The organism is Streptomyces sp. NPDC058662 (assembly GCF_042716255.1).
Lineage (GTDB): Bacteria > Actinomycetota > Actinomycetes > Streptomycetales > Streptomycetaceae > Streptomyces.
On the sequence record NZ_JBHXRU010000024.1, the window covers coordinates 50,038 to 69,261 of the forward strand.

The window sequence follows — 19,224 nt, forward strand, 5'->3', positions numbered from 1 at the left end:
GCGGCCGGACACCAGCCTCGCCGGCGTTTGAGGCGCGGGGTACGGGGCGGAGCCCCGGGTCTGTGAGCCGCGCCGGCGATTGAGGCGCGGGGGTACGGGACCGGGGAGCCCCGGCTACGCCTCGGTCCGCGCCGGCAGCGGCACACCGGCCGCAACGGGAGCCACCCCGGCGGGAGCCACCGCGCCAGGAGCGACCCCCGCCGGAGCGACCCCCGCCGGAGCGACCCCGGCGGCGCCACCCCCCGCGCCCGCACCAGCCGCCGGCAGCCCCCGCATCAGCAGCCAGTACCCCGCCCCCGCCACCGTGCCCAGCACACCCGTGGCGGCCCACAGCCACCCCGCCCCGTACCGGTCGATCACGAGGCCCGCCATCAGCGGCGCGACCAGCGAGGCCACCGCCCAGGACATCGTGTACATCCCCTGGTACCGCCCGCGCCCGTGCACCGGCGAGAGCCGCACGACCAGGCTCATCTGGGTCGGCGAGTTCACGATCTCGGCCATCGTCCACACGCACACCGTCAGCGCCCACGTCCACAGCGGCCCGGCGAAGGCCGTCAGCGCGAACCCGTACCCGGCCAGCAGCGCGGACACCACCAGCAGCCGCTGCGGGTCGCGGTGCTCGATGAACCGCGTCACGGGGATCTGGAGCAGCACGATCAGCAGCCCGTTCACGGCGACGACCAGGCCGTAGTCGCCCGGCGAGAACCCGGCCGCCCCCATCGCCACCGGCAGTCCCACCGACCCCTGGGTGAAGATCAGGGAGATCAGGAACGACAGCCCGACCACTCCCATGAACCGCCCGTCGCGCAGCACGGTCCCCAGCCGGACCTCCGCCGCGCCACCGCCCTTGCCCGCCTCGGCCCCGCTCCCCGTACCCGAGCCCGTACCCGCCGCGGACATCTCCGGCCGGGACTCCGGCAGCTTGACGTACACGAGCACCGCGCACGTCAGCGTCAGCACCGCCTCGCCCAGGAAGCCGGCCAGGTAGCTGTGCTCCGCGATCAGCCCCGCCGCGGTCGCGCTGACGGCGAAGCCGAGGTTGATGGCCCAGTAGTTGAGCGCGAAGGCCCGTACGCGGTCCTCGGGGCGCACGATGTCCGCCATCATCGCCGCGACCGCCGGCCGCGACGCGTTCGAGGCCATGCCGACCAGCAGCGCCACCGCGGCGATCGCCGCCGGGTGCTCCATGAAGCCGAGCAGCGCCACCGAGAACGCGGTCGAGGCCTGCGCGGCCAGCAGCGTGGGGCGCCGCCCCAGCCGGTCGGTCATCACCCCGGCGGCGAGGGAGGAGAGCACACCGCCGAGCCCGTGCAGCGCCACCACGAGCCCCGCGAACGAGGCCGAGTAGCCCCGGTCCAGGGTCAGGTACAAGGTCATGAACGTGGCGACGAAGGCCCCGAGCCGGTTGACGAGCGTGCTCGTCCACAGCCACCAGAACGCGGGCGGCAACCCCGACACGCTCTCCCGGAGGGCCCGTCTCGCACTGGCAACGGACATAAGGAATCCCCCCGGGTGATGTAAGTGCCTCTCAGGCAGTCGGAACATTACGAGGAGGGTGCCGGGGGGCGCCACCCGATTGACGGGCGGCCGCCCGTCGGCGGGAATGGACACGCGCACGGGGGAGCCGGTGCGTCCATTAGGCTCGTACGCATGGCCGACGCACCGTACAAGCTGATCCTCCTCCGCCACGGCGAGAGCGAGTGGAACGCGAAGAACCTGTTCACCGGCTGGGTGGACGTCAACCTCAACGAGAAGGGCGAGAAGGAGGCGGTCCGCGGCGGTGAGCTGCTCAAGGACGCCGGCCTGCTCCCCGACGTCGTGCACACCTCGCTCCAGAAGCGCGCGATCCGCACCGCGCAGATGGCGCTTGAGGCAGCCGACCGCCACTGGATCCCCGTCCACCGCTCCTGGCGCCTGAACGAGCGCCACTACGGCGCCCTCCAGGGCAAGGACAAGGCCCAGACCCTCGCCGAGTTCGGCGAGGAGCAGTTCATGCTGTGGCGCCGCTCGTACGACACCCCGCCGCCGGCCCTTGAGGACGGCACGGAGTACTCGCAGTCCGGGGACCCGCGCTACGCGACGATCCCGCCGGAGCTGCGCCCGCGGACGGAGTGCCTCAAGGACGTCGTCGTCCGCATGCTGCCGTACTGGTACGACGGCATCGTCCCCGACCTGCTGGCCGGCCGCACGGTCCTGGTCGCCGCGCACGGCAACTCCCTGCGCGCGCTGGTCAAGCACCTGGACGGCATCTCCGACGCCGACATCGCGGGCCTGAACATCCCGACGGGCATCCCGCTCGCGTACGAGCTGGACGCCGACTTCAAGCCGCTGAAGCCGGGCGGCACCTACCTCGACCCGGCCGCGGCCGCGGCGGCGATCGAGGCCGTGAAGAACCAGGGCAAGAAGAAGTAGCCCCGACGCGCGAGGACAGCCCCCCACCGGCCGGTACATGGCGGGTGGGGGGCTTCTTGCCGGTCGGGGGTGGTTGTGCGGGGCCGGGACCGCGTCAGGGCCCCGGGCCGACCGGGGGTCGGGCGGGGCCCTGACGGGGCTCGGGTGGGCGGGGTCAGCCGCCGCACTGGCACGGGGCGCCGGACTGGCAGCCGCAGCCGCAGCCCGAGCCGCAGCCGCAGGCCGCGAGCAGCGGGAGGCGGAGCGGCTCCGACCTCGGTGGCTGCTCCTGCTCCGGCGTGATGGGGACGGGGGAATCGGGCATGGTTCCTCCTCGCGGGCGGTGTACGGGGCCTTCGCCTCATTCATGCCCAGCCGCACCGGCGCGTCAACGGCGCATTGGGGTACGGCCGTTGGGCCGCCCAGCCGCCCAGCCGCCCAGCCCTCCGGCCCCCGGACCTCGCCCCCCGTCGCTCAGGCGCCCTCGACCGGGGTCGGGGGCTGGAGTTCGTCCGCGTGCTCGCCCGTCACCAGGTAGACCACGCGCTTGGCGACCGATACCGCGTGGTCCGCGAAGCGCTCGTAGTACCGGCCCAGCAGCGTCACGTCCACGGCCGTCTCGATGCCGTGCTTCCAGCGGTCGTCCATCAGGTGCTGGAACAGCGTCCGGTGCAGCTGGTCCATCTCGTCGTCGTCCTGCTCCAGCTGGAGCGCCAGGTCGACGTCCTTCGTGATGATGACCTCGGCCGCCTTCGCCATCAGCCGCTGCGCCAGCTGCCCCATCTCCAGGATGGTGGCGTGCAGGTCCCGCGGCACCGCCGTGTCCGGGAAGCGCAGCCGGGCGAGCTTCGCCACGTGCTGGGCCAGGTCGCCGCTGCGCTCCAGGTCCGCGCTCATGCGCAGGGAGGTCACGACGATGCGCAGGTCCGTGGCCACGGGCTGCTGGCGGGCCAGCAGCGCGATGGCGCGCGCCTCCAGGTCGTGCTGGAGGTCGTCGACCTTCTGGTCGGCGGCGATGACGCTCTCGGCGAGCTTGAGGTCGGCGTCGAGCATGGACGTCGTGGCCCGCCCGATCGCGGAACCGACGAGCCGGGCCATCTCGACCAGGCTCTCTCCGATCGAGTCCAGTTCCTCGTGGTACGCGTCGCGCATGTCTCGTGTCCCTCTCTCGACCTACTGCCTACTGCCTGTACTGCTCTGCGGCCCGGTCGGGCCGGGGCGGTCACGGCCCCACGGTGACACGGTGGGCCGCGAACGCGTCCGACTCCGGCACCACAAGTGAATCAACCCCGTCGCCAGAGTGAACTCTGGGCGACGACTGTTCGAGGTGCCACCCGAACGGCTGTGGAAGTGTCGTCGTGCCTGCTTAACCTGGATGCATGGACGTGAACGCGGCGGTCGCCGCAGCTGCAGCGATCGCCGGTCTTTGCACCGGCGTCATCGCGATGCTGGCGTTCCGCTGGAGCGAGCGCGACCAGGCCCGCCCCACCCGGAGCTCCATGCGCCCCGACATCAACGCGGTCCTGCCGCCCGGCGTGGACACGGTGCTCTCCGTACTCCGCTCGTCCGCCGTCGTACTCGACGAGGGCGACGCGGTCGTCAAGGCCAGCTCGGCGGCGTACGCCCTCGGGCTGGTCCGCGGCGGGAAGCTGGCCGTGGAGCCCATGCTGCACATGGCCCGCGACACCCGCCGCGACGGGGAGATACGGCAGGTCGAGCTCGACCTGCCCCGGCGCGGCACCGGCCGCGGCGAGGCCCTCGCGGTCTCGGCGCGCGTCGCCCCGCTCGGTTCCCGGCTGGTCCTGCTCCTGGTCGAGGACCTCACCGAGGCCCGCCGCATCGAGGCGGTGCGCCGCGACTTCGTGGCCAACGTCTCCCACGAGCTCAAGACGCCGGTCGGAGCGATCTCCCTGCTGTCCGAGGCCGTGATGGACGCGGCCGACGACCCCGAGGCGGTCACCCGCTTCGCCGGCCGCATGCAGATCGAGTCCACCCGGCTGATCAACCTCGTGCAGGAGCTCATCGACCTCTCCCGGGTCCAGAACGACGACCCGCTGGAGGACGCGGAGCCCGTACGGGTGGACACGCTGGTGGCGGAGGCCATGGACCGCTGCCGGCACACGGCGTCCTCGAAGCAGATCACCATGGCGGCGGGCGGCACTGCCGATCTGCGCGTCTGGGGCAACCGCGGCCAGCTCGCGGCCGCCCTGGGAAACCTGGTCGAGAACGCCGTCAACTACAGCCCCGCCCGCACCCGCGTCGGCATAGCCGGACGCAGGGTCGCGGCACCCGGGGGAGAATTGATCGAGATCGCCGTGACCGACCAGGGCATCGGCATCCCGGAAAAGGACCGCGAGCGCATCTTCGAGCGCTTCTACCGCGTGGACCCGGCCCGCTCCCGCGCCACGGGAGGAACCGGCCTCGGCCTCGCGATCGTGAAGCATGTGGCGGCCTCACACGGCGGGGAGGTGTCGGTGTGGAGCTCGGAGGGTCAGGGCTCGACGTTCACCCTGCGCCTTCCCGAGGCCGCCGCCCCGGCGGCCCGACCGACCACCCCCTCGCTGCTCGCAGCGGAACACCGCACCACACCAGCCATCCCTGCCCCGGAGGTCCTTCCGTGACCCGAGTGCTCGTCGTCGAGGATGAGGAATCCTTCAGCGACGCCCTGTCCTACATGCTCCGCAAGGAGGGCTTCGAAGTGGCGATCGCCGCGACGGGGCCCGACGGGCTCGACGAGTTCGAGCGCAACGGCGCCGACCTCGTCCTCCTCGACCTGATGCTCCCCGGCCTGCCCGGCACGGAGGTCTGCCGGCAGCTGCGCGGCCGCTCCAACGTCCCCGTGATCATGGTGACGGCCAAGGACAGCGAGATCGACAAGGTCGTCGGGCTGGAGATAGGAGCCGACGACTACGTCACCAAGCCGTTCTCCTCGCGGGAGCTGGTCGCCCGCATCCGCGCCGTCCTGCGCCGCCGGGGCGAGCCGGAGGAGGTCACGCCGGCCGCGCTGGAGGCGGGCCCCGTACGGATGGACGTCGACCGGCACGTGGTCACCGTCGCCGGGGGCAAGGTGGACCTCCCGCTCAAGGAGTTCGACCTGCTGGAGATGCTGCTGCGCAACGCGGGCCGCGTACTCACCCGCATGCAGCTGATCGACCGCGTCTGGGGCGCCGACTACGTCGGCGACACCAAGACCCTGGACGTCCACGTCAAGCGCCTGCGGGCCAAGATCGAGCCCGACCCGGGAGCGCCGCGCTACCTGGTCACGGTCCGGGGCCTGGGCTACAAGTTCGAGCCGTAGACCGGAGGCCGCGAACCGCAGGCCCGAGCCGGCGCGGGACCGCGGGAGCCGGCGCGGGACCGCCGGCGCCTGCCGCCGGGCCGGCGGCCCCGCGCCCCCGCCTACGTGAAAGGGCCCCCTGCCGTGTCGACGGCGGGGGGCCCTTCTCGTGCGCGTACGGAGCCCAGCGGCTCCGCGCCTCAGTGGCCCGCGGCGTGCGAGGCGGAGCCCGACGGAGAGCCGGAGGCGCTGCCCGACGGGGCGCCGGACGGGGTGCCCGCGGCCGCGCCCGACGGCGAGCCGGACGGGCTGCCGGCGGGGGAGCCGGACGGGGCGGGGCCGGCGGCCGGGGCGCCGCTGGGGCCGTAGCCCGCGTACATGCCCGTGGCCGGGACCACGAACGCGTCCAGCTCGACGTCGCCCGTGCTGCTCAGCTGGAAGACGATGTTCTGCACGTCGCCGTCCTTGACGGCCTCGTGGCCGTTCTCGATCGAGGCGGAGGCGTTGCCCGTGCCGCCCAGGACGACGGAGCCGCCCGCCGGCACGGTGATCTTGCCGGTGCCCTCGGCGGGCTTCAGGACGACCTTGGCCTTGCCACCCGTGAGGGTGATGCCGTCGAGCGTCTGCGCCTTGGCGCCGGAGTTGAAGACGGTGGCCGAGACCGCGGCCGGGCCCTTCTTGCCCTTCTCACCCTGGGTGATCACCAGTGCGTTCTGCACCGCGATCTCGCCCTTGGTGACGGCGGCGTTGTCCGGCTTGACTTGGAGGGTCTGCGCGTCGTTGCCCGCACCGCACGCGGCCAGCGAGGCGATCGAGAACACGACGGCAGTGGCGGCGAGGGCGCCGCGTCGAAGGCTGCGGCTCACGGCGGCGGCAACTCCTTGGACGAACGGAAGGGACGGTGGACGCTCGGAACGGCCGAGGTGAAGCCGCTCTAAGGGTGTGTCAGCGCGCTTAGGTTACCGAGCCACCGCCCCGCCCCCGCACCCGACCCTCCGCAGGGCCGCCGCCGCCCCCGGCGCGCCCCGCGATCTTCGATTCCGCGTTCGCGCCGGTCCCTGGTCACCGGGCGCGCGCATATCGTGCGCCGGGCCTGCGGGGATCACCGCCCGGGAGTGTCCGACAAGCGTCCCGCGCGTGTCGCGGGAGTGTCGCCCGCTCCCGCTGTGATCGAACGCCGTGATCAATTCCGGGATTCCCTCGAACGCCGCCCAGTGATCAATTCGGGATTGGGGTGGAAGCGGCCCTGCGGCATTGGGCCGGAAGCGGCCCCGCGGGAGGTGGCGGCCAGTCGAACGGAGTAGTTCGGTTTCTCGGCTTTGAAACCGGCAAAACGGGACGTACGTCACACTGTCGGGAGAGCCGGGCGGGTGTAGCGTGACCCTTTCGCCCGGTCCGCACAGCGCCCCCGACCTGCGAATACCCCCTTCCGGAAGCCTTCCGCAGCACGTTCGTGTCGCTGTTGTCAAGCCCCGAGATGTGCCCTGACCTGCGAAAACGCCATTCATAACGGTCAGTTCTCGTGTTACCCTGGATAGCCACGGAAGGGGTACCTGTCACATGACGTTCAAGGTTGGCGACACCGTGGTCTATCCCCATCACGGGGCCGCGCTGATCGAGGCCATTGAGACTCGTCAGATCAAAGGCGTGGACAAGACCTACTTGGTGCTCAAGGTCGCCCAGGGCGACCTGACGGTACGTGTGCCTGCGGACAATGCGGAGTTCGTCGGTGTTCGCGACGTAGTCGGCCAGGACGGGCTGGACCGGGTCTTCGAGGTGCTTCGTGCACCGTATGCAGAAGAGCCGACGAACTGGTCCCGGCGCTACAAGGCAAATCTGGAGAAGCTCGCTTCTGGCGATGTCATCAAGGTCGCGGAAGTCGTGCGTGACCTGTGGCGTCGTGAGCGTGAGCGTGGGCTTTCCGCGGGCGAGAAGCGCATGCTCGCGAAGGCGCGCCAGATCCTGGTGAGCGAGCTCGCGCTCGCCGAGAACACGAACGAGGACAAGGCTGAGGCCCTCCTCGACGAGGTCCTCGCGTCCTGACGCGAGACCGCGTTCCCTCGCGTTCAGTAAAACCGTTTCAGTAGAACAGTCTGTACACAGTTGTGCCGCGGTGCCCGATGACAAGGTCTCTCCTCCACGAGAGACCTGTTGCCGGGCGCTGCGGCATGTCTGCATCCGCACCCATACCCTGGAGCAGCCCCAGGGCGTACCGGGCCCGGACAGCCTGCTCGACCGGTCGTCACGGAAGGGGCGAGGGCGTCGCACCCGGCACCCTTGAGGCCATACCCATGTGGGCCGAAGCCACAAACCTGGATGCGCAACCCGGAGCTACCGATGCATGACGAACCGCGCCCGCACCGCACCGCCGCGGTCATTCCCGCCGCCGGCCGCGGCCTACGCCTCGGCCCCGGCGCCCCCAAAGCCCTGCGGGCCCTCGGCGGCATCCCGATGCTCGTCCACGCCGTCCGCGCCATGGCCCGCTCCCGCGCGGTCTCCCTGGTGGTGGTCGTCGCCCCGTCCGACGGCGCGGCCGAGGTACGCCGGATGCTCGACGAGCACGCGCTGCCCGAGCGCGCCGAGATCCTCGTCGTCCCCGGGGGCGAGACCCGCCAGGAGTCCGTGAACGCCGGCCTGGCGGCGCTCCCGCAGGACGTCACCTCCGTACTGATCCACGACGCGGCCCGACCGCTGGTCCCCGTCGACACCGTGGACTCCGTGATCGAGGCCGTCCGGGGCGGAGCGCCCGCCGTCGTCCCCGCGCTGCCGCTGGCCGACACCGTCAAGGAGGTCGAGCCCGGCAGGCCCGGCGAGCCCGAGCCGGTCGTCGCCACGCCCGAGCGGGCCCGGCTGCGCGCCGTCCAGACCCCGCAGGGCTTCGACCTCGCCACCCTGGCGCGCGCACACCGGGAGATCGCCGTCGATGGCGAGGGGGCCACCGACGATGCCGGGATGGTGGAACGGCTCGGCGTCACCGTCGTGGTCGTCCCCGGCCACGAGGAGGCCTTCAAGGTCACCCGCCCGCTCGACCTCGTCCTCGCCGAGGCCGTACTCGCCCGCAGGAGGGCCACCGATGCCTACTAGCCCCGAAGCGCCAGGAACTCCCGCACCGCCGGGAACTCCCGCAGCCCCCGCAGCTCCCGCGGGCAAGACGGCTCCCGCGGCCCCCGCCCCGCTCATCCCGCTCGTCGGCATCGGCACCGACGTGCACGCCTTCGAGACCGGCCGCGAGCTGTGGTGCGCGGGCCTGCTCTGGGAGGGCGAGGACGGCCTCGCCGGGCACTCCGACGGGGACGTCGCCGCGCACGCCGCCTGCGACGCCCTCTTCTCCGCGGCCGGCGTCGGCGACCTCGGCGCGCACTTCGGAACCTCCCGCCCCGAGTGGTCCGGCGCCGCCGGCGTCACCCTCCTGGCGGAAGCCGCGCGCATCGTCCGCGCCGAGGGCTTCGAGATCGGCAACATCGCCATCCAGGTCATCGGGGTCCGCCCGAAGATCGGCAAGCGGCGCGAAGAAGCGCAGAAGGCGCTCGCCGCCGCTGCGCGCGCCCCCGTCTCGGTCTCCGGCACCACCACCGACGGACTGGGCCTGACGGGCCGGGCCGAGGGGCTCGCGGCCATCGCGACCGCCCTCGTGTACCGCGCGCCGGGCGACAAAACAGGCTGAGTACGGCGTACGCCCGCATCGCGGGCCGCACCGCTTCGGCAACAAAGCAGCCCCGCGTCCCCAAAGGGTCGCGGGGCACTGCCGCACGCGCACTACCCTGGATGCCGTGACTATTCGCCTGTACGACACCAGCGCCCGGCAGATCCGCGACTTCACCCCGCTCGTCCCGGGCTGCGTCTCGATCTACCTCTGCGGCGCCACGGTGCAGGCCGCCCCGCACATCGGGCACATCCGGTCGGGCCTCAACTTCGACATGATGCGCCGCTGGTTCCAGTACCGGGGCTACGACGTCACGTTCATCCGCAACGTCACGGACATCGACGACAAGATCATCGCGAAGTCCGCCGAGCAGCGCCGCCCCTGGTGGTCCATCGGCTACGAGAACGAGCGGGCCTTCAACGACGGCTACGCCGCGCTCGGTTGCCTCCCGCCCACCTACGAGCCCCGCGCCACCGGCCATGTCACCGAGATGGTCGAGATGATGCGCGGCCTCATCGAGCGCGGCCACGCCTACGAGTCCGAGGGCAACGTCTACTTCGACGTGAAGTCGTACCCCGGCTACCTCTCGCTGTCCCGCCAGGAACTCGACAACATCCGCCAGCCGGAGAGCACCGGCGAGACCGGCAAGCGCGACCCCCGCGACTTCGCCATGTGGAAGTCCGTCAAGCCCGGCGAGCCCTCCTGGGAGACGCCGTGGGGCCGCGGCCGGCCCGGCTGGCACCTCGAATGCTCCGCCATGGCGCACAAGTACCTCGGCGAGGCCTTCGACATCCACGGCGGCGGCCTGGACCTGATCTTCCCGCACCACGAGAACGAGATCGCCCAGGCGAAGGCCTTCGGCGACGCGTTCGCGGCGTACTGGGTGCACAACGCCTGGGTGACCATGTCCGGCGAGAAGATGTCCAAGTCCCTCGGGAACTCGGTCCTCGTCTCCGAGATGGTCAAGCAGTGGCGCCCGATCGTCCTGCGCTACTACCTCGGCACCCCGCACTACCGGTCGATGATCGAGTACAGCGAGGAGGCCCTGCGCGAGGCGGAGTCCGCCTTCGCCCGGATCGAGGGCTTCTACCAGCGGGTCGTCGAGAAGGCGGGCGGCCCGGTCGAGGCCGCCGCCGAGGTCCCGCCCGCGTTCGCCGAGGCCATGGACGACGATCTGGGCGTCCCGCAGGCGCTGGCCATCGTCCACACCACCGTCCGCCAGGGCAACAGCGCGCTCGCCGCCGACGACAAGGACGCGGCCATCGCGCGCCTGTCCGAGGTACGGGCCATGCTGGGCGTGCTCGGCCTGGACCCCCTCGACCCCCACTGGACGGTCGAGGCCGACCGGGGCGAGGACCTCCACGGCGCGGTCGACACGCTCGTACGCCTGGTCCTGGAGCAGCGCGAGTCCGCCCGCGGCCGCAAGGACTGGGCGACCGCCGACGCGATCCGCGACCAGCTCCAGCAGTCCGGCCTGGTCATCGAGGACAGCCCGACGGGTCCGCGCTGGACGCTCGGCCCCCGCTGAGCCGGGCGGCTCGGCCTGGTGTGCCGCTCGGAGCTCCGGGCGGCACACTCTTCATACGTACACATCGCAGCACCAACGAAAACAGGTAGAAGTCATGGCCGGGAACAGCCAGCGCAGGAACCGCCGCACGTCCAACAAGAAGGGCGCGACGGTCGGCAGCGGTGGCCAGCGGCGCAAGGGCCTGGAGGGCAAGGGCCCGACGCCCAAGGCCGAGGACCGCAAGAAGCACAAGGCGAACCGCATCAGCAACGCGATGGCCCGGCAGGCCGCCAAGCGTCGCCCCGCCCCGCGCCGCGGCGGTCCCAAGGGCACCAGCGAGATGGTCGTCGGCCGCAACCCGGTCTTCGAGGCGCTGCGCGACGGAGTTCCGGCCACGACGCTCTACGTCCAGCAGTTCATCGACAACGACGAGCGCGTCCGCGAGGCCCTCCAGCTCGCGGCCCAGCGCGGCAACATCAACCTGATGGAAGCCCCGCGCCCGGAGCTCGACCGGATGACGAACGGGCTCAACCACCAGGGCATGGTGCTCCAGGTCCCGCCGTACGAGTACGCGCACCCCGAGGACCTGACCGCCGCCGCCTACGACGACGGCGACGACCCGCTGATCGTCGCCCTCGACGGCGTCACCGACCCGCGCAACCTCGGCGCGATCGTCCGCTCCGTCTCCGCGTTCGGCGGCCACGGCGTGGTCATCCCCGAGCGCCGCGCCGCCGGCATGACCGCCGGTGCCTGGAAGAGCTCGGCCGGCACCGCCGCCCGCACCCCGGTCTCCCGTGTCACCAACCTGACGCGCGCGCTCCAGGAGTACAGGAAGGCGGGCATCGCCATCGTCGGCCTCGCCGCCGAGGGCGAGCACACGGTCAACGACCTGGAGGCGCTCGGCGGCCCGGTCGTCATCGTCGTCGGCTCCGAGGGCAAGGGCCTCGGCCGCCTCGTCGGCGAGAACTGCGACTACCTCGTCCGCATCCCGATGCCGGGCGGCGCCGAGTCCCTGAACGCGGGCGTGGCCGCCGGCGTCGTGCTCTACGAGGCGGCCCGCCGCCGCGCCGAGCGCCCCCGCGCCTGACGCCCTTGATCCACTTGGCTCACGCGGAGTGACCCGTGAGCGTGCCACCCCGCCCGTCTCGGGCGGGGTGGCTTGATCTTGACGGGTCTCGGACACATCCCTGCTGTCAAGGCAGTGTCCTAACCACGGGTCACTCGGTTAGATGAGTGTGGACACCAGAACGTCAGGGTTCGACGACCAGCCCGCGCTGAGCATGGTCAAGGTGCCGTGCGATCCCGCACAGGTCATCGTCAACCACGCCAGCTTCCGCGTGCGGCTCGCACCGAGCCCGAGCGCGCGTTCCAAGCCCGCGAACGCCCCCGGCCGCGCCCCCGTCCTCGGCGGCGCCGCGGTCGCCGCGGCCGGGGCCGCCCGCCGCCGGGCCCCCGTCGTCTGGAGCGGCAAGGCCGACGCCGGCGACTCCGCGGCCATGGGCGGACTGCTCCAGGCCGTACGCGAGGCCGGGCGCGGCCACGAGGAGTACGGGGACGCCGGGGGCGCCACGCAGGTCATCCCGCGCGTCGACCTGGCCCACGACCTCGCCGACGACACCCTCGCCACGCCGACCGTGATCGGTCAGCGCAGCTACGGGGACCCGGAGGAGACGCGCCCGCTGGCCGCCGTACGGGACATGCCGTACGCGCGGCCGCCCGGCGGGGGCGAGCCCGGCGCGGACGGGCGGCGGGGCTCCGACACGCGCGCCCAGGCCTCCTACTACCCGGGCCGCCGGATGAACCTGGGCGTCGTGCTGCTCCCGCTGCGCGTCTTCCTCGGCTTCATCTCCATCTACGCCGGCATGGGCAAGCTGTGCGACCCCGTCTACTTCGACGGCGGCGAGCGCGGCTCCATGGTCACCTGGCTGCACACCCTGCAGCCGTGGGCGCTCGCCGAGCCGCTGCGCGACTTCGCGCTGGCGCACCCGGTGGGCGCGGGCCTGAGCGTGGCCTTCCTCCAGGTCATCGTGGGCGTGCTGACGGTGTTCGGCCTGTGGCAGCGGTTCGCCGCGTGCTTCGGGGCGCTGCTGTCGGCCGCGCTGCTCATGACGGTGAGCTGGAAGACCGTCCCGGCGTACGACGCGCCCGACATCATCTACCTCGCCGCCTGGAGCCCGCTGATCATCGCGGGCGCCCCGGTGTACTCCCTGGACGGGCGGCTCGCGGGCGAGGCCTGGCGCACCCTCGGGCCGCGTTCGGAGGTCTGGCAGCTGCGGCGGCGCGTCCTGCGGCGCGGTGCGGTCATGGCGACCGTCGTGTGCGGGCTGACCCTGCTCGTCGGTTCGCTGCTGGGCGGCGCGGTACGGTCGACCACCGTGGTCACCGTGCCCGGACCCGGCCAGGCCCCGACCAACTACCTGCCGGGGCAGCCGCTGCCGCGCCAGTCACCGGTACGGCAGCAGCCGGCGGCGCCGACGCAGCCCGCCAAGCCGGCGCAGCCCTCGGCCACGGCCTCCGAGCCGGCCGCGAAGTCCGGGCGGGGCGCGACGAGCGGTCCCGCGCGGGAGACCGCCGGGGCCGGCTCGGGGTCGCCGACCGCGACGCGGGGCACCACCGGAAGCCAGACCCCGCGCAGTACGCCGCGGCAGTCGACCGCGCCGAAGCCGCCGTCCTCGACCTCGGGGAGTACCACCGGGGGCGGCGGGGAGGCCCCGTCGAAGAAGCCCGGCCTGGTCGGCGGCCTCCTCGGCTGAGGCCGGTCCCGAACCGGTAGCCGCCCAACGGGGGCCCGGCGCGCGTGAGCGCGCCGGGCCCCTTCCGTATGCCCGTACGCGGAGGGCTCGGGGGCCCTTGTACGTCGAGGGCTTGTGGGGAGGGCTTGCGGGGAGGGCTCAGGGGAGGGCTCAGGGGCCCTTCTGGGCCGCCAACTCCCGTGCGGCCTCGGTGAGGTCCTTCGCGGTGTCGATCGCCCGCCAGTAGGCCCCCTGGGGCAGCGGGTAGCCCGCCAGGCGGCGCTCGCGGGCCAGCCGGGGGAACGTCGTCCGCTCGTGGTCCCCCAAGTCGGGCAGCAGGGCGGCGAATTCGGGCCCGAAGACGTACACGCCGGCGTTGACCGGGTAGGGCGACGGCGGGGCCTCGATGAAGTCCAGCACCTGCCCGAACTCGTTGGTCTCCACCACCCCCCACGGGATCCGGGGCCGGGCCAGGGCGAGCGTGGCGGTCGCCCCGCGCTCGGTGTGGAAGGCGGCCATCTCGCGCAGGGAGAAGCGGGTCCACACGTCGCCGTTGGTCGCGTACCAGGCCTCCCGCGGGTGCGGGAGGTGGCGGGCGGCGAACTTGAGGCCGCCGCCGCGCCCCAGCGGCTCCTCCTCCACGACCGTGGTCACGCGCAGCGGCAACCGCGCCTGCGCGAGCCACTCCTGGAGCACCTCGGCGAGATGCCCGCAGGAGACGACGGCGTCCGTGACCCCCTCGGAGGCCAGCCAGGCCAGTTGGTGCCCGATGATCGGCAACCCGGTGCCCGGGATCTCGACCATCGGTTTGGGGCGGTCGTCCGTGTACGGACGCAGCCGCGACCCCTGGCCGCCCGCCAGCAGGACTGCCTGGGTGGGCGCGGCCGGGAACGCGGCTGCGGGGGACGCGGATCGGGGTGCGGACGGTGCGGGGTGGTCGTCGGTCATGACGGCCAGCGTAGGGACGCGGTACGGCTCAGCCCATGGAGGCGACACCGGTCGCGTACGAGGTGTCGCACACGGGGCGGGCGAAGGACTGGGCCTTCGTCGGGCCGTACACGTCGACGGCCGCGCGCCCCAGCGCCCGCGCGATGCCCACGCAGTGCTCGGCCAGCGACGGCCGGCGGTTCACCTCCTGCTGGAGGTGGGTGAGGACGTCACCCGGCTCCTGGCCCGCCTTGAGGTCGCCGACGAGCGTCTCGCGCAGCACCTCGTGCGCGGCGCGCGGCTTCGCTGGGACGGAGACGTCCTCGGCGGAGGCGGTCAGGATCTGGGAGGAGGACGTGTCAGCCCAAGGGACCATGGTGACCGCGAGGGTCCCGGACAGGACCAGGACGACGGGCAGGACCAGGGCGAGGGAACGGCCGATACGGCGGGCAGTGTGGGTCACGAGGGCGAGAGTAGCGCTCGGTGAAGATTTGGCGACATTTAGTCACCCGGTTGAGGGATGGTTCGAGGTGGCTTTTCGAATCGAGGGTTGACGAACGGGGCCGAATGGCCCGGTCTGCGCGGTTTTTCGCCCTCGCGGCCGCGGCCGCCGTCGGCCCCTCGCGGCCCCCGCCGGGGACGCGGAAGGGGCGCCCCGCGGCGGGGCGCCCCTTCGGCTCGGGCCGTACGCGGGCCGTGCGTGCGGCGCTAGTTGGAGAGGCGCTCGCCCGAGGAGGTCGAGAAGACGTGGATCTCGCCCGCGCGGGGGACCACGTGCAGGCTGGAGCCCTTCTCGGGTACCTGGCGGCCGTTGACGCGGACCACGAGGTCCTGCGAGCCCTCGGCGGATTCGGTGGACCCGTACACGTAGCCGTCGGCGCCGAGTTCCTCGACGACGTTCACGACGACGGTCAGGCCGCCGGTCTCGGCGAGGTCGAAGTGCTCGGGGCGGACGCCGACCGTCACGGTGCGGTCGCCGGCGTCGGCGGCGGCGGACAGCGCCTCGCGCGACACCGGGACGACGCTGTCGCCGAACTTCACGCCGCCGTCCGTGATCGGCACCTCGACCAGGTTCATGGCCGGGGAGCCGATGAAGCCGGCGACGAAGAGGTTCGCCGGGCGGTCGTACATGTTGCGCGGGGTGTCGACCTGCTGGAGCAGCCCGTCCTTGAGGACGGCCACCCGGTCGCCCATGGTCATGGCCTCGACCTGGTCGTGGGTGACGTAGACGGTGGTGATGCCGAGGTCGCGCTGGAGGGCGGCGATCTGCGTGCGGGTGGAGACGCGGAGCTTGGCGTCCAGGTTCGACAGCGGCTCGTCCATGAGGAAGACCTGCGGCTTGCGCACGATGGCGCGGCCCATGGCGACGCGCTGGCGCTGACCGCCGGAGAGCGCCTTCGGCTTGCGGTCGAGGTACTGGGTGAGGTCGAGCATCCTCGCCGCGTCCTCCACCTTCTTGCGGATGGTGGCCTTGTCCTCGCCGGCGATCTTGAGGGCGAAGCCCATGTTGTCCGCGACGGACATGTGCGGGTAGAGCGCGTAGTTCTGGAACACCATGGCGATGTCCCGGTCCTTGGGCGGCAGGTGCGTGACGTCGCGGTCACCGATGCGGATGGCGCCCCCGTTGACGTCCTCCAGGCCGGCGAGCATGCGCAGCGAGGTGGACTTGCCGCAGCCGGAGGGGCCGACGAGGACGAGGAACTCGCCGTCCTCGATCTTCAGCTCCAGCTGGTCGACGGCGGGCTTGTCGCCGCCGGGGTACAGGCGGGTCGCCTTGTCGAAAGTGACGGAAGCCATGGTGATGAATCCCTTCTACCGGCAGGAACGTGCCGGACGATCCGAGTGGAAGGAGAATGGGTCTAGTCCAGTGAACGGACTCCGCCCGACGCTACCCGGCCGCGCCGCGTCTGTCAGTACCGGGAAGGTCCCGATTACGCGATGGCCCCGCGAATCGGCCGCTGTGTAGAGTGATGACGGCTCGACGCGCGGTGTTTCCGCGCGTCCGTGGCGCGCCTCCTTAGCTCAGTCCGGCCAGAGCAACGCACTTGTAATGCGTAGGTCGTCGGTTCGAATCCGACAGGGGGCTCTTCTCTTTCCGGTCCCGCGCGGGTCCGCGTCCGCGCGGGTCGGTGGCCGCGCGGGTTCGGGTCCGTCCGTCAGTGGCGGCCCGAGATGCGGTTCGCCGCGCGGGCCAGGGGGGACGTCGTCGGGCGGTGGTCGGCGGCCTCGCGGCGGTCCGCCTCGCGGTAGGCGGCGTAGAGGGCCTGGACGCCGAGCCAGCGGAAGGGCTCCGGCTCCCAGCGGCGCACCCGGTGGTTGACCCAGGGCAGCGCGGTCAGGCCGGTGCTCTCCCCCAGGACGAGGTCGCGCAGGGTGCGGCCGGCGAGGTTGGCGGTGGCCACGCCCGAGCCGACGTAGCCGCCGGCCCATCCGAGGCCCGTCGTACGGTCCAGGGTGACCGTCGCGCACCAGTCGCGCGGCACGCCGAGCACGCCCGACCAGGCGTGGGTGATCTCGGTGCCCGTGAGCTGCGGGAAGAACGCCGTCAGCAGCGAGGTCAGGGACGCGATCGTGGCCGGCTGGGTGCGCCCGTCGTTGTCGGTGCGCGAGCCGAAGCGGTACGGGACCCCGCGGCCGCCGATGGCGATGCGGTCGTCGGCGGTGCGCTGGGCGTACATGTACGCGTGCGCCATGTCCCCCAGGACCTCCCGGCCCGTCCAGCCGAGCTGGTCCCAGGTCCGCTCGGGCAGCGGGGCCGTCACGATCATCGAGGAGTTCATCGGGAGCCACGCGCGTCTGTGTCCCTTGAGGGCGGCGGTGAACCCCTCCGTGCAGCGCAGCACGTACGGGGCGCGGACCGTGCCGTACGGGGTGACGGCGCGGCGCGGGGCGATCTCGGTGACGGGTGTGGACTCGTGGATGACGACGCCGAGGCGTTCGGCGGCGGCCGCCAGTCCCTCGACCAGCTTCAGGGGGTGGATGCGGGCGCCGTGCGGGCTCCAGCTGGAGCCGACGGCGTCGGCGATGTCGAGGCGGCTTCGGGTGGCGGTGGCGTCGTGGAGTTCGCGGTCGCTCTCGCCGAAGGCGACCTCGGCGGCGTGGAAGGCCCGCAGGCGGGTGAGTTGGGCGGGGGTGCGGGCGACTTCGAGGACTCCGCCGCGGTGGATGTCGGCGTCGATGCCCTCCTCGGCCGCCACCTCGATGACCTCGGTGACGGTGTCGTTCATGGCCCGCTGGAGTCGGCGGGCGGCCTCGGGGCCGTGCAGCGCGGCGTACCGGTCGCGGCCGGCGATGCCGTTGTAGAGCCAGCCGCCGTTGCGGCCGGAGGCGCCGTAGCCGCAGAACTTCTGCTCCAGCACGGTGACGCGCAGGTCGGGGGCGGCGCGCTTGAGGTAGTACGCGGTCCACAGGCCGGTGTAGCCGCCGCCGACGATGACGACATCGGCCGTGGCGTCGGCGGTCAGGGGTGCGCGGGGTGGCGTGGCCGGGGCGGTGCGGTCCGTCGCGTACCAGAAGGAGATGCCGCCGTTGATCGTCATGGAGGAGTTGGTACACCTCGTTCCGGACAGGTGTCCAGGGGCTGGATGTCGCGCTTCCGGGGCCGGGAGGTGGCCTGGTGTCCGATGCGGTCGGGACGGCGGGCTCCGTAGGGTGGGTTGGGGGTTTTGTCACCTGGGCGGGGGTTGTGCCCCCTTCGCGCCGGATGGACGAGGAGCGGTCGGCGGTGGCGCGAACCCTGCTCGGGCACTGACCGGCGGGGCTTCGCGGGTGCCGCCTAGGCTGCCGCCATGATCCGTAGCGCTGAGGTCACCGACGTCCCCGTCATCCGGGCGATGATCCGCGAACTCGCGGCGTACGAGAAGGTCCCGCACGAGGCGCGGGCCACCGAGGAGCAGTTGCGCGAGGCGCTGTTCGGCGACCGCCCGGCCGTCTTCGCGCACATCGCGCAGGCGGAGGACGGTGAGGCGGTCGGCATCGCCGTGTGGTTCCTCAGCTTCTCGACGTGGCGCGGGGCGCACGGCATCTACCTGGAGGACCTGTACGTCCGGCCGTCCGCGCGGGGCGGCGGCCACGGGAAGGCCCTCCTGGCGGAGCTGGCGCGGACGTGCGTGGAGCGGGGGTACGAGCGGCTGGAGTGGGCGGTCCTGGACTGGAACACCCCGGCCGTCGACTTCTACCGGGCGGCCGGGGCGGTGGCCATGGACGAGTGGACCGTGAACCGCCTCACGGGCGCCGCCCTGCGGGGGCTGGCGGGGCAGCGGTGAGTGCGGTGTCGGACGCGGGTGCGGCTCGGTCGATGGGGTGAGGGCGGGGTCCGGTCGGGGTTCCGGGGCGACGTCCGGTCAGGGTTCCAGGACGACTTTGCCCGTGGTGGCGCGGGACTGCAGGGCGCGGTGGGCGGCGGCGGCCTCGGACAGGGGGTAGCGGGTCAGGGCCGGGCGCAGGCGTCCGGAGGCGGCCTCGGCGAGGGCGCGGGTCTCCAGGACGCGCAGGGGGTCGGGGGCGCCGACGGGTTCGAGGAGGGCGGGGCCGAGTACGGACCGGGTGGTGACGCCCCGGGCGGTGAGGGCGGGTCCGGTCGGGGTTCCAGGGCGACGTCCGGTCAGGGTTCCAGGACGACCTTGCCCGTGGTGGCGCGGGACTGCAGGGCCCGGTGGGCGGCGGCGGCCTCGGACAGGGGGTAGCGGGTCAGGGCCGGGCGCAGGCGTCCGGAGGCGGCCTCGGCGAGGGCGCGGGTCTCCAGGAC

The 19,224-nt window shown here is 72.7% G+C and carries 19 protein-coding genes, 1 tRNA gene and 1 pseudogene; 11 read left to right on the forward strand and 10 right to left on the reverse strand.

Going from position 1 to position 19,224, the window contains the following annotated elements:
- Positions 1-114 precede the first annotated feature (114 nt).
- Positions 115-1,497, reverse strand: coding sequence for an MDR family MFS transporter (locus ACFWUQ_RS11925; RefSeq protein WP_384536325.1), 1,383 nt, complete (start codon positions 1,495-1,497; stop codon positions 115-117).
- A gap of 153 nt (positions 1,498-1,650) precedes the next feature.
- Between ACFWUQ_RS11925 and ACFWUQ_RS11930 the strand changes: the two genes are divergently transcribed.
- Positions 1,651-2,412: a phosphoglyceromutase gene (locus ACFWUQ_RS11930; RefSeq protein WP_384536328.1), complete on the forward strand. Its 762-nt coding sequence runs from the start codon at positions 1,651-1,653 to the stop codon at positions 2,410-2,412.
- A 154-nt stretch (positions 2,413-2,566) separates the two neighbouring features.
- Here ACFWUQ_RS11930 and ACFWUQ_RS11935 read toward each other — a convergent pair whose 3' ends face one another.
- Together ACFWUQ_RS11935 and phoU are read right to left on the reverse strand one after the other, a co-directional pair.
- Positions 2,567-2,716, reverse strand: coding sequence for a hypothetical protein (locus tag ACFWUQ_RS11935; protein ID WP_384536331.1), 150 nt, complete (start codon positions 2,714-2,716; stop codon positions 2,567-2,569).
- A 149-nt stretch (positions 2,717-2,865) separates the two neighbouring features.
- Positions 2,866-3,543 carry a phosphate signaling complex protein PhoU gene (phoU, locus tag ACFWUQ_RS11940; protein WP_384536334.1) on the reverse strand — a complete coding sequence of 226 codons (678 nt, stop codon included), beginning with the start codon at positions 3,541-3,543 and terminating at the stop codon, positions 2,866-2,868.
- 227 nt (positions 3,544-3,770) lie between these two features.
- Between phoU and ACFWUQ_RS11945 the strand changes: the two genes are divergently transcribed.
- Positions 3,771-5,012 carry a sensor histidine kinase gene (locus tag ACFWUQ_RS11945; protein WP_384536337.1) on the forward strand — a complete coding sequence of 414 codons (1,242 nt, stop codon included), beginning with the start codon at positions 3,771-3,773 and terminating at the stop codon, positions 5,010-5,012.
- The gene (locus tag ACFWUQ_RS11950; protein ID WP_030387286.1) at positions 5,009-5,689 is read left to right on the forward strand and encodes a response regulator transcription factor; all 681 of its coding nucleotides are present in this window, start codon (positions 5,009-5,011) and stop codon (positions 5,687-5,689) included. The genes ACFWUQ_RS11945 and ACFWUQ_RS11950 overlap by 4 nt, the downstream gene beginning before the upstream one ends.
- Positions 5,690-5,868: 179 nt before the next feature.
- Here ACFWUQ_RS11950 and ACFWUQ_RS11955 read toward each other — a convergent pair whose 3' ends face one another.
- Positions 5,869-6,534 (reverse strand): DUF461 domain-containing protein, encoded by a 666-nt coding sequence (locus ACFWUQ_RS11955; protein WP_384536340.1) that lies wholly within the window; start codon positions 6,532-6,534, stop codon positions 5,869-5,871.
- 694 nt (positions 6,535-7,228) lie between these two features.
- Here ACFWUQ_RS11955 and ACFWUQ_RS11960 point away from each other — a divergent pair.
- From ACFWUQ_RS11960 to ACFWUQ_RS11985, 6 genes are all read left to right on the forward strand, one after another.
- Positions 7,229-7,711 carry a CarD family transcriptional regulator gene (locus ACFWUQ_RS11960; RefSeq protein WP_003953493.1) on the forward strand — a complete coding sequence of 161 codons (483 nt, stop codon included), beginning with the start codon at positions 7,229-7,231 and terminating at the stop codon, positions 7,709-7,711.
- A 294-nt stretch (positions 7,712-8,005) separates the two neighbouring features.
- Positions 8,006-8,752, forward strand: a complete 747-nt coding sequence (ispD, locus tag ACFWUQ_RS11965; RefSeq protein ID WP_384536343.1) for a 2-C-methyl-D-erythritol 4-phosphate cytidylyltransferase — start codon at positions 8,006-8,008, stop codon at positions 8,750-8,752.
- The gene (gene ispF / locus ACFWUQ_RS11970) at positions 8,742-9,332 is read left to right on the forward strand and encodes a 2-C-methyl-D-erythritol 2,4-cyclodiphosphate synthase (RefSeq protein WP_384536346.1); all 591 of its coding nucleotides are present in this window, start codon (positions 8,742-8,744) and stop codon (positions 9,330-9,332) included. The genes ispD and ispF overlap by 11 nt, the downstream gene beginning before the upstream one ends.
- Before the next feature lie 106 nt (positions 9,333-9,438).
- Positions 9,439-10,839 (forward strand): cysteine--tRNA ligase, encoded by a 1,401-nt coding sequence (gene cysS / locus ACFWUQ_RS11975; protein ID WP_384536349.1) that lies wholly within the window; start codon positions 9,439-9,441, stop codon positions 10,837-10,839.
- Positions 10,840-10,933: 94 nt separating this feature from the next.
- Positions 10,934-11,905 carry a 23S rRNA (guanosine(2251)-2'-O)-methyltransferase RlmB gene (rlmB, locus tag ACFWUQ_RS11980; RefSeq protein ID WP_384536352.1) on the forward strand — a complete coding sequence of 324 codons (972 nt, stop codon included), beginning with the start codon at positions 10,934-10,936 and terminating at the stop codon, positions 11,903-11,905.
- Between the two features lie 142 nt (positions 11,906-12,047).
- The gene (locus ACFWUQ_RS11985) at positions 12,048-13,571 is read left to right on the forward strand and encodes a DoxX family membrane protein (RefSeq protein ID WP_384536355.1); all 1,524 of its coding nucleotides are present in this window, start codon (positions 12,048-12,050) and stop codon (positions 13,569-13,571) included.
- Between the two features lie 150 nt (positions 13,572-13,721).
- Here the strand turns inward: ACFWUQ_RS11985 and ACFWUQ_RS11990 are convergent, their stop codons facing one another.
- The 3 genes from ACFWUQ_RS11990 to ACFWUQ_RS12000 form a co-directional block, all read right to left on the reverse strand.
- Positions 13,722-14,498, reverse strand: coding sequence for an NDP-sugar synthase (locus ACFWUQ_RS11990; protein WP_384536358.1), 777 nt, complete (start codon positions 14,496-14,498; stop codon positions 13,722-13,724).
- A 28-nt stretch (positions 14,499-14,526) separates the two neighbouring features.
- Positions 14,527-14,940, reverse strand: a complete 414-nt coding sequence (locus tag ACFWUQ_RS11995; RefSeq protein WP_384536361.1) for a hypothetical protein — start codon at positions 14,938-14,940, stop codon at positions 14,527-14,529.
- 245 nt (positions 14,941-15,185) lie between these two features.
- On the reverse strand, positions 15,186-16,274 hold the full coding sequence (locus ACFWUQ_RS12000; RefSeq protein WP_384536363.1) for an ABC transporter ATP-binding protein: 1,089 nt from the start codon (positions 16,272-16,274) through the stop codon (positions 15,186-15,188).
- A gap of 214 nt (positions 16,275-16,488) precedes the next feature.
- Between ACFWUQ_RS12000 and ACFWUQ_RS12005 the strand changes: the two genes are divergently transcribed.
- A tRNA-Thr gene (locus tag ACFWUQ_RS12005) sits at positions 16,489-16,563 on the forward strand.
- A gap of 70 nt (positions 16,564-16,633) precedes the next feature.
- On the opposite strand, the gene ACFWUQ_RS12010 is transcribed toward ACFWUQ_RS12005, so the two are convergent.
- A complete protein-coding gene (locus ACFWUQ_RS12010; RefSeq protein ID WP_384536366.1) occupies positions 16,634-18,016 on the reverse strand; it encodes an NAD(P)/FAD-dependent oxidoreductase in 1,383 nt (460 codons plus the stop codon).
- Positions 18,017-18,265: 249 nt separating this feature from the next.
- Between ACFWUQ_RS12010 and ACFWUQ_RS12015 the strand changes: the two genes are divergently transcribed.
- On the forward strand, positions 18,266-18,742 hold the full coding sequence (locus ACFWUQ_RS12015; protein ID WP_384536369.1) for a GNAT family N-acetyltransferase: 477 nt from the start codon (positions 18,266-18,268) through the stop codon (positions 18,740-18,742).
- A 78-nt stretch (positions 18,743-18,820) separates the two neighbouring features.
- Here ACFWUQ_RS12015 and ACFWUQ_RS12020 read toward each other — a convergent pair.
- A pseudogene (locus tag ACFWUQ_RS12020) lies at positions 18,821-19,057 on the reverse strand (zinc-binding dehydrogenase); the annotation flags it as partial.
- A gap of 23 nt (positions 19,058-19,080) precedes the next feature.
- Positions 19,081-19,224: zinc-binding dehydrogenase (locus ACFWUQ_RS12025; RefSeq protein ID WP_384536388.1), on the reverse strand; the 144-nt coding region annotated here is incomplete at its 5' end.

Bases quoted from the DNA above. Each gene is read 5' to 3' on its own strand.
- ACFWUQ_RS11945 (WP_384536337.1), top strand. From the start codon at position 3,771: ATGGACGTGAACGCGGCGGTCGCCGCAGCTGCAGCGATCGCCGGTCTT.
- ACFWUQ_RS12010 (WP_384536366.1), bottom strand. From the start codon at position 18,016: ATGACGATCAACGGCGGCATCTCCTTCTGGTACGCGACGGACCGCACC.
- phoU (WP_384536334.1), bottom strand. From the start codon at position 3,543: ATGCGCGACGCGTACCACGAGGAACTGGACTCGATCGGAGAGAGCCTG.
- ACFWUQ_RS11930 (WP_384536328.1), top strand. From the start codon at position 1,651: ATGGCCGACGCACCGTACAAGCTGATCCTCCTCCGCCACGGCGAGAGC.
- ACFWUQ_RS11990 (WP_384536358.1), bottom strand. From the start codon at position 14,498: ATGACCGACGACCACCCCGCACCGTCCGCACCCCGATCCGCGTCCCCC.
- ACFWUQ_RS12015 (WP_384536369.1), top strand. From the start codon at position 18,266: ATGATCCGTAGCGCTGAGGTCACCGACGTCCCCGTCATCCGGGCGATG.
- ACFWUQ_RS11985 (WP_384536355.1), top strand. From the start codon at position 12,048: ATGAGTGTGGACACCAGAACGTCAGGGTTCGACGACCAGCCCGCGCTG.
- ispF (WP_384536346.1), top strand. From the start codon at position 8,742: ATGCCTACTAGCCCCGAAGCGCCAGGAACTCCCGCACCGCCGGGAACT.
- ACFWUQ_RS12000 (WP_384536363.1), bottom strand. From the start codon at position 16,274: ATGGCTTCCGTCACTTTCGACAAGGCGACCCGCCTGTACCCCGGCGGC.
- ACFWUQ_RS11960 (WP_003953493.1), top strand. From the start codon at position 7,229: ATGACGTTCAAGGTTGGCGACACCGTGGTCTATCCCCATCACGGGGCC.
- rlmB (WP_384536352.1), top strand. From the start codon at position 10,934: ATGGCCGGGAACAGCCAGCGCAGGAACCGCCGCACGTCCAACAAGAAG.
- ACFWUQ_RS11935 (WP_384536331.1), bottom strand. From the start codon at position 2,716: ATGCCCGATTCCCCCGTCCCCATCACGCCGGAGCAGGAGCAGCCACCG.
- ACFWUQ_RS11925 (WP_384536325.1), bottom strand. From the start codon at position 1,497: ATGTCCGTTGCCAGTGCGAGACGGGCCCTCCGGGAGAGCGTGTCGGGG.
- ispD (WP_384536343.1), top strand. From the start codon at position 8,006: ATGCATGACGAACCGCGCCCGCACCGCACCGCCGCGGTCATTCCCGCC.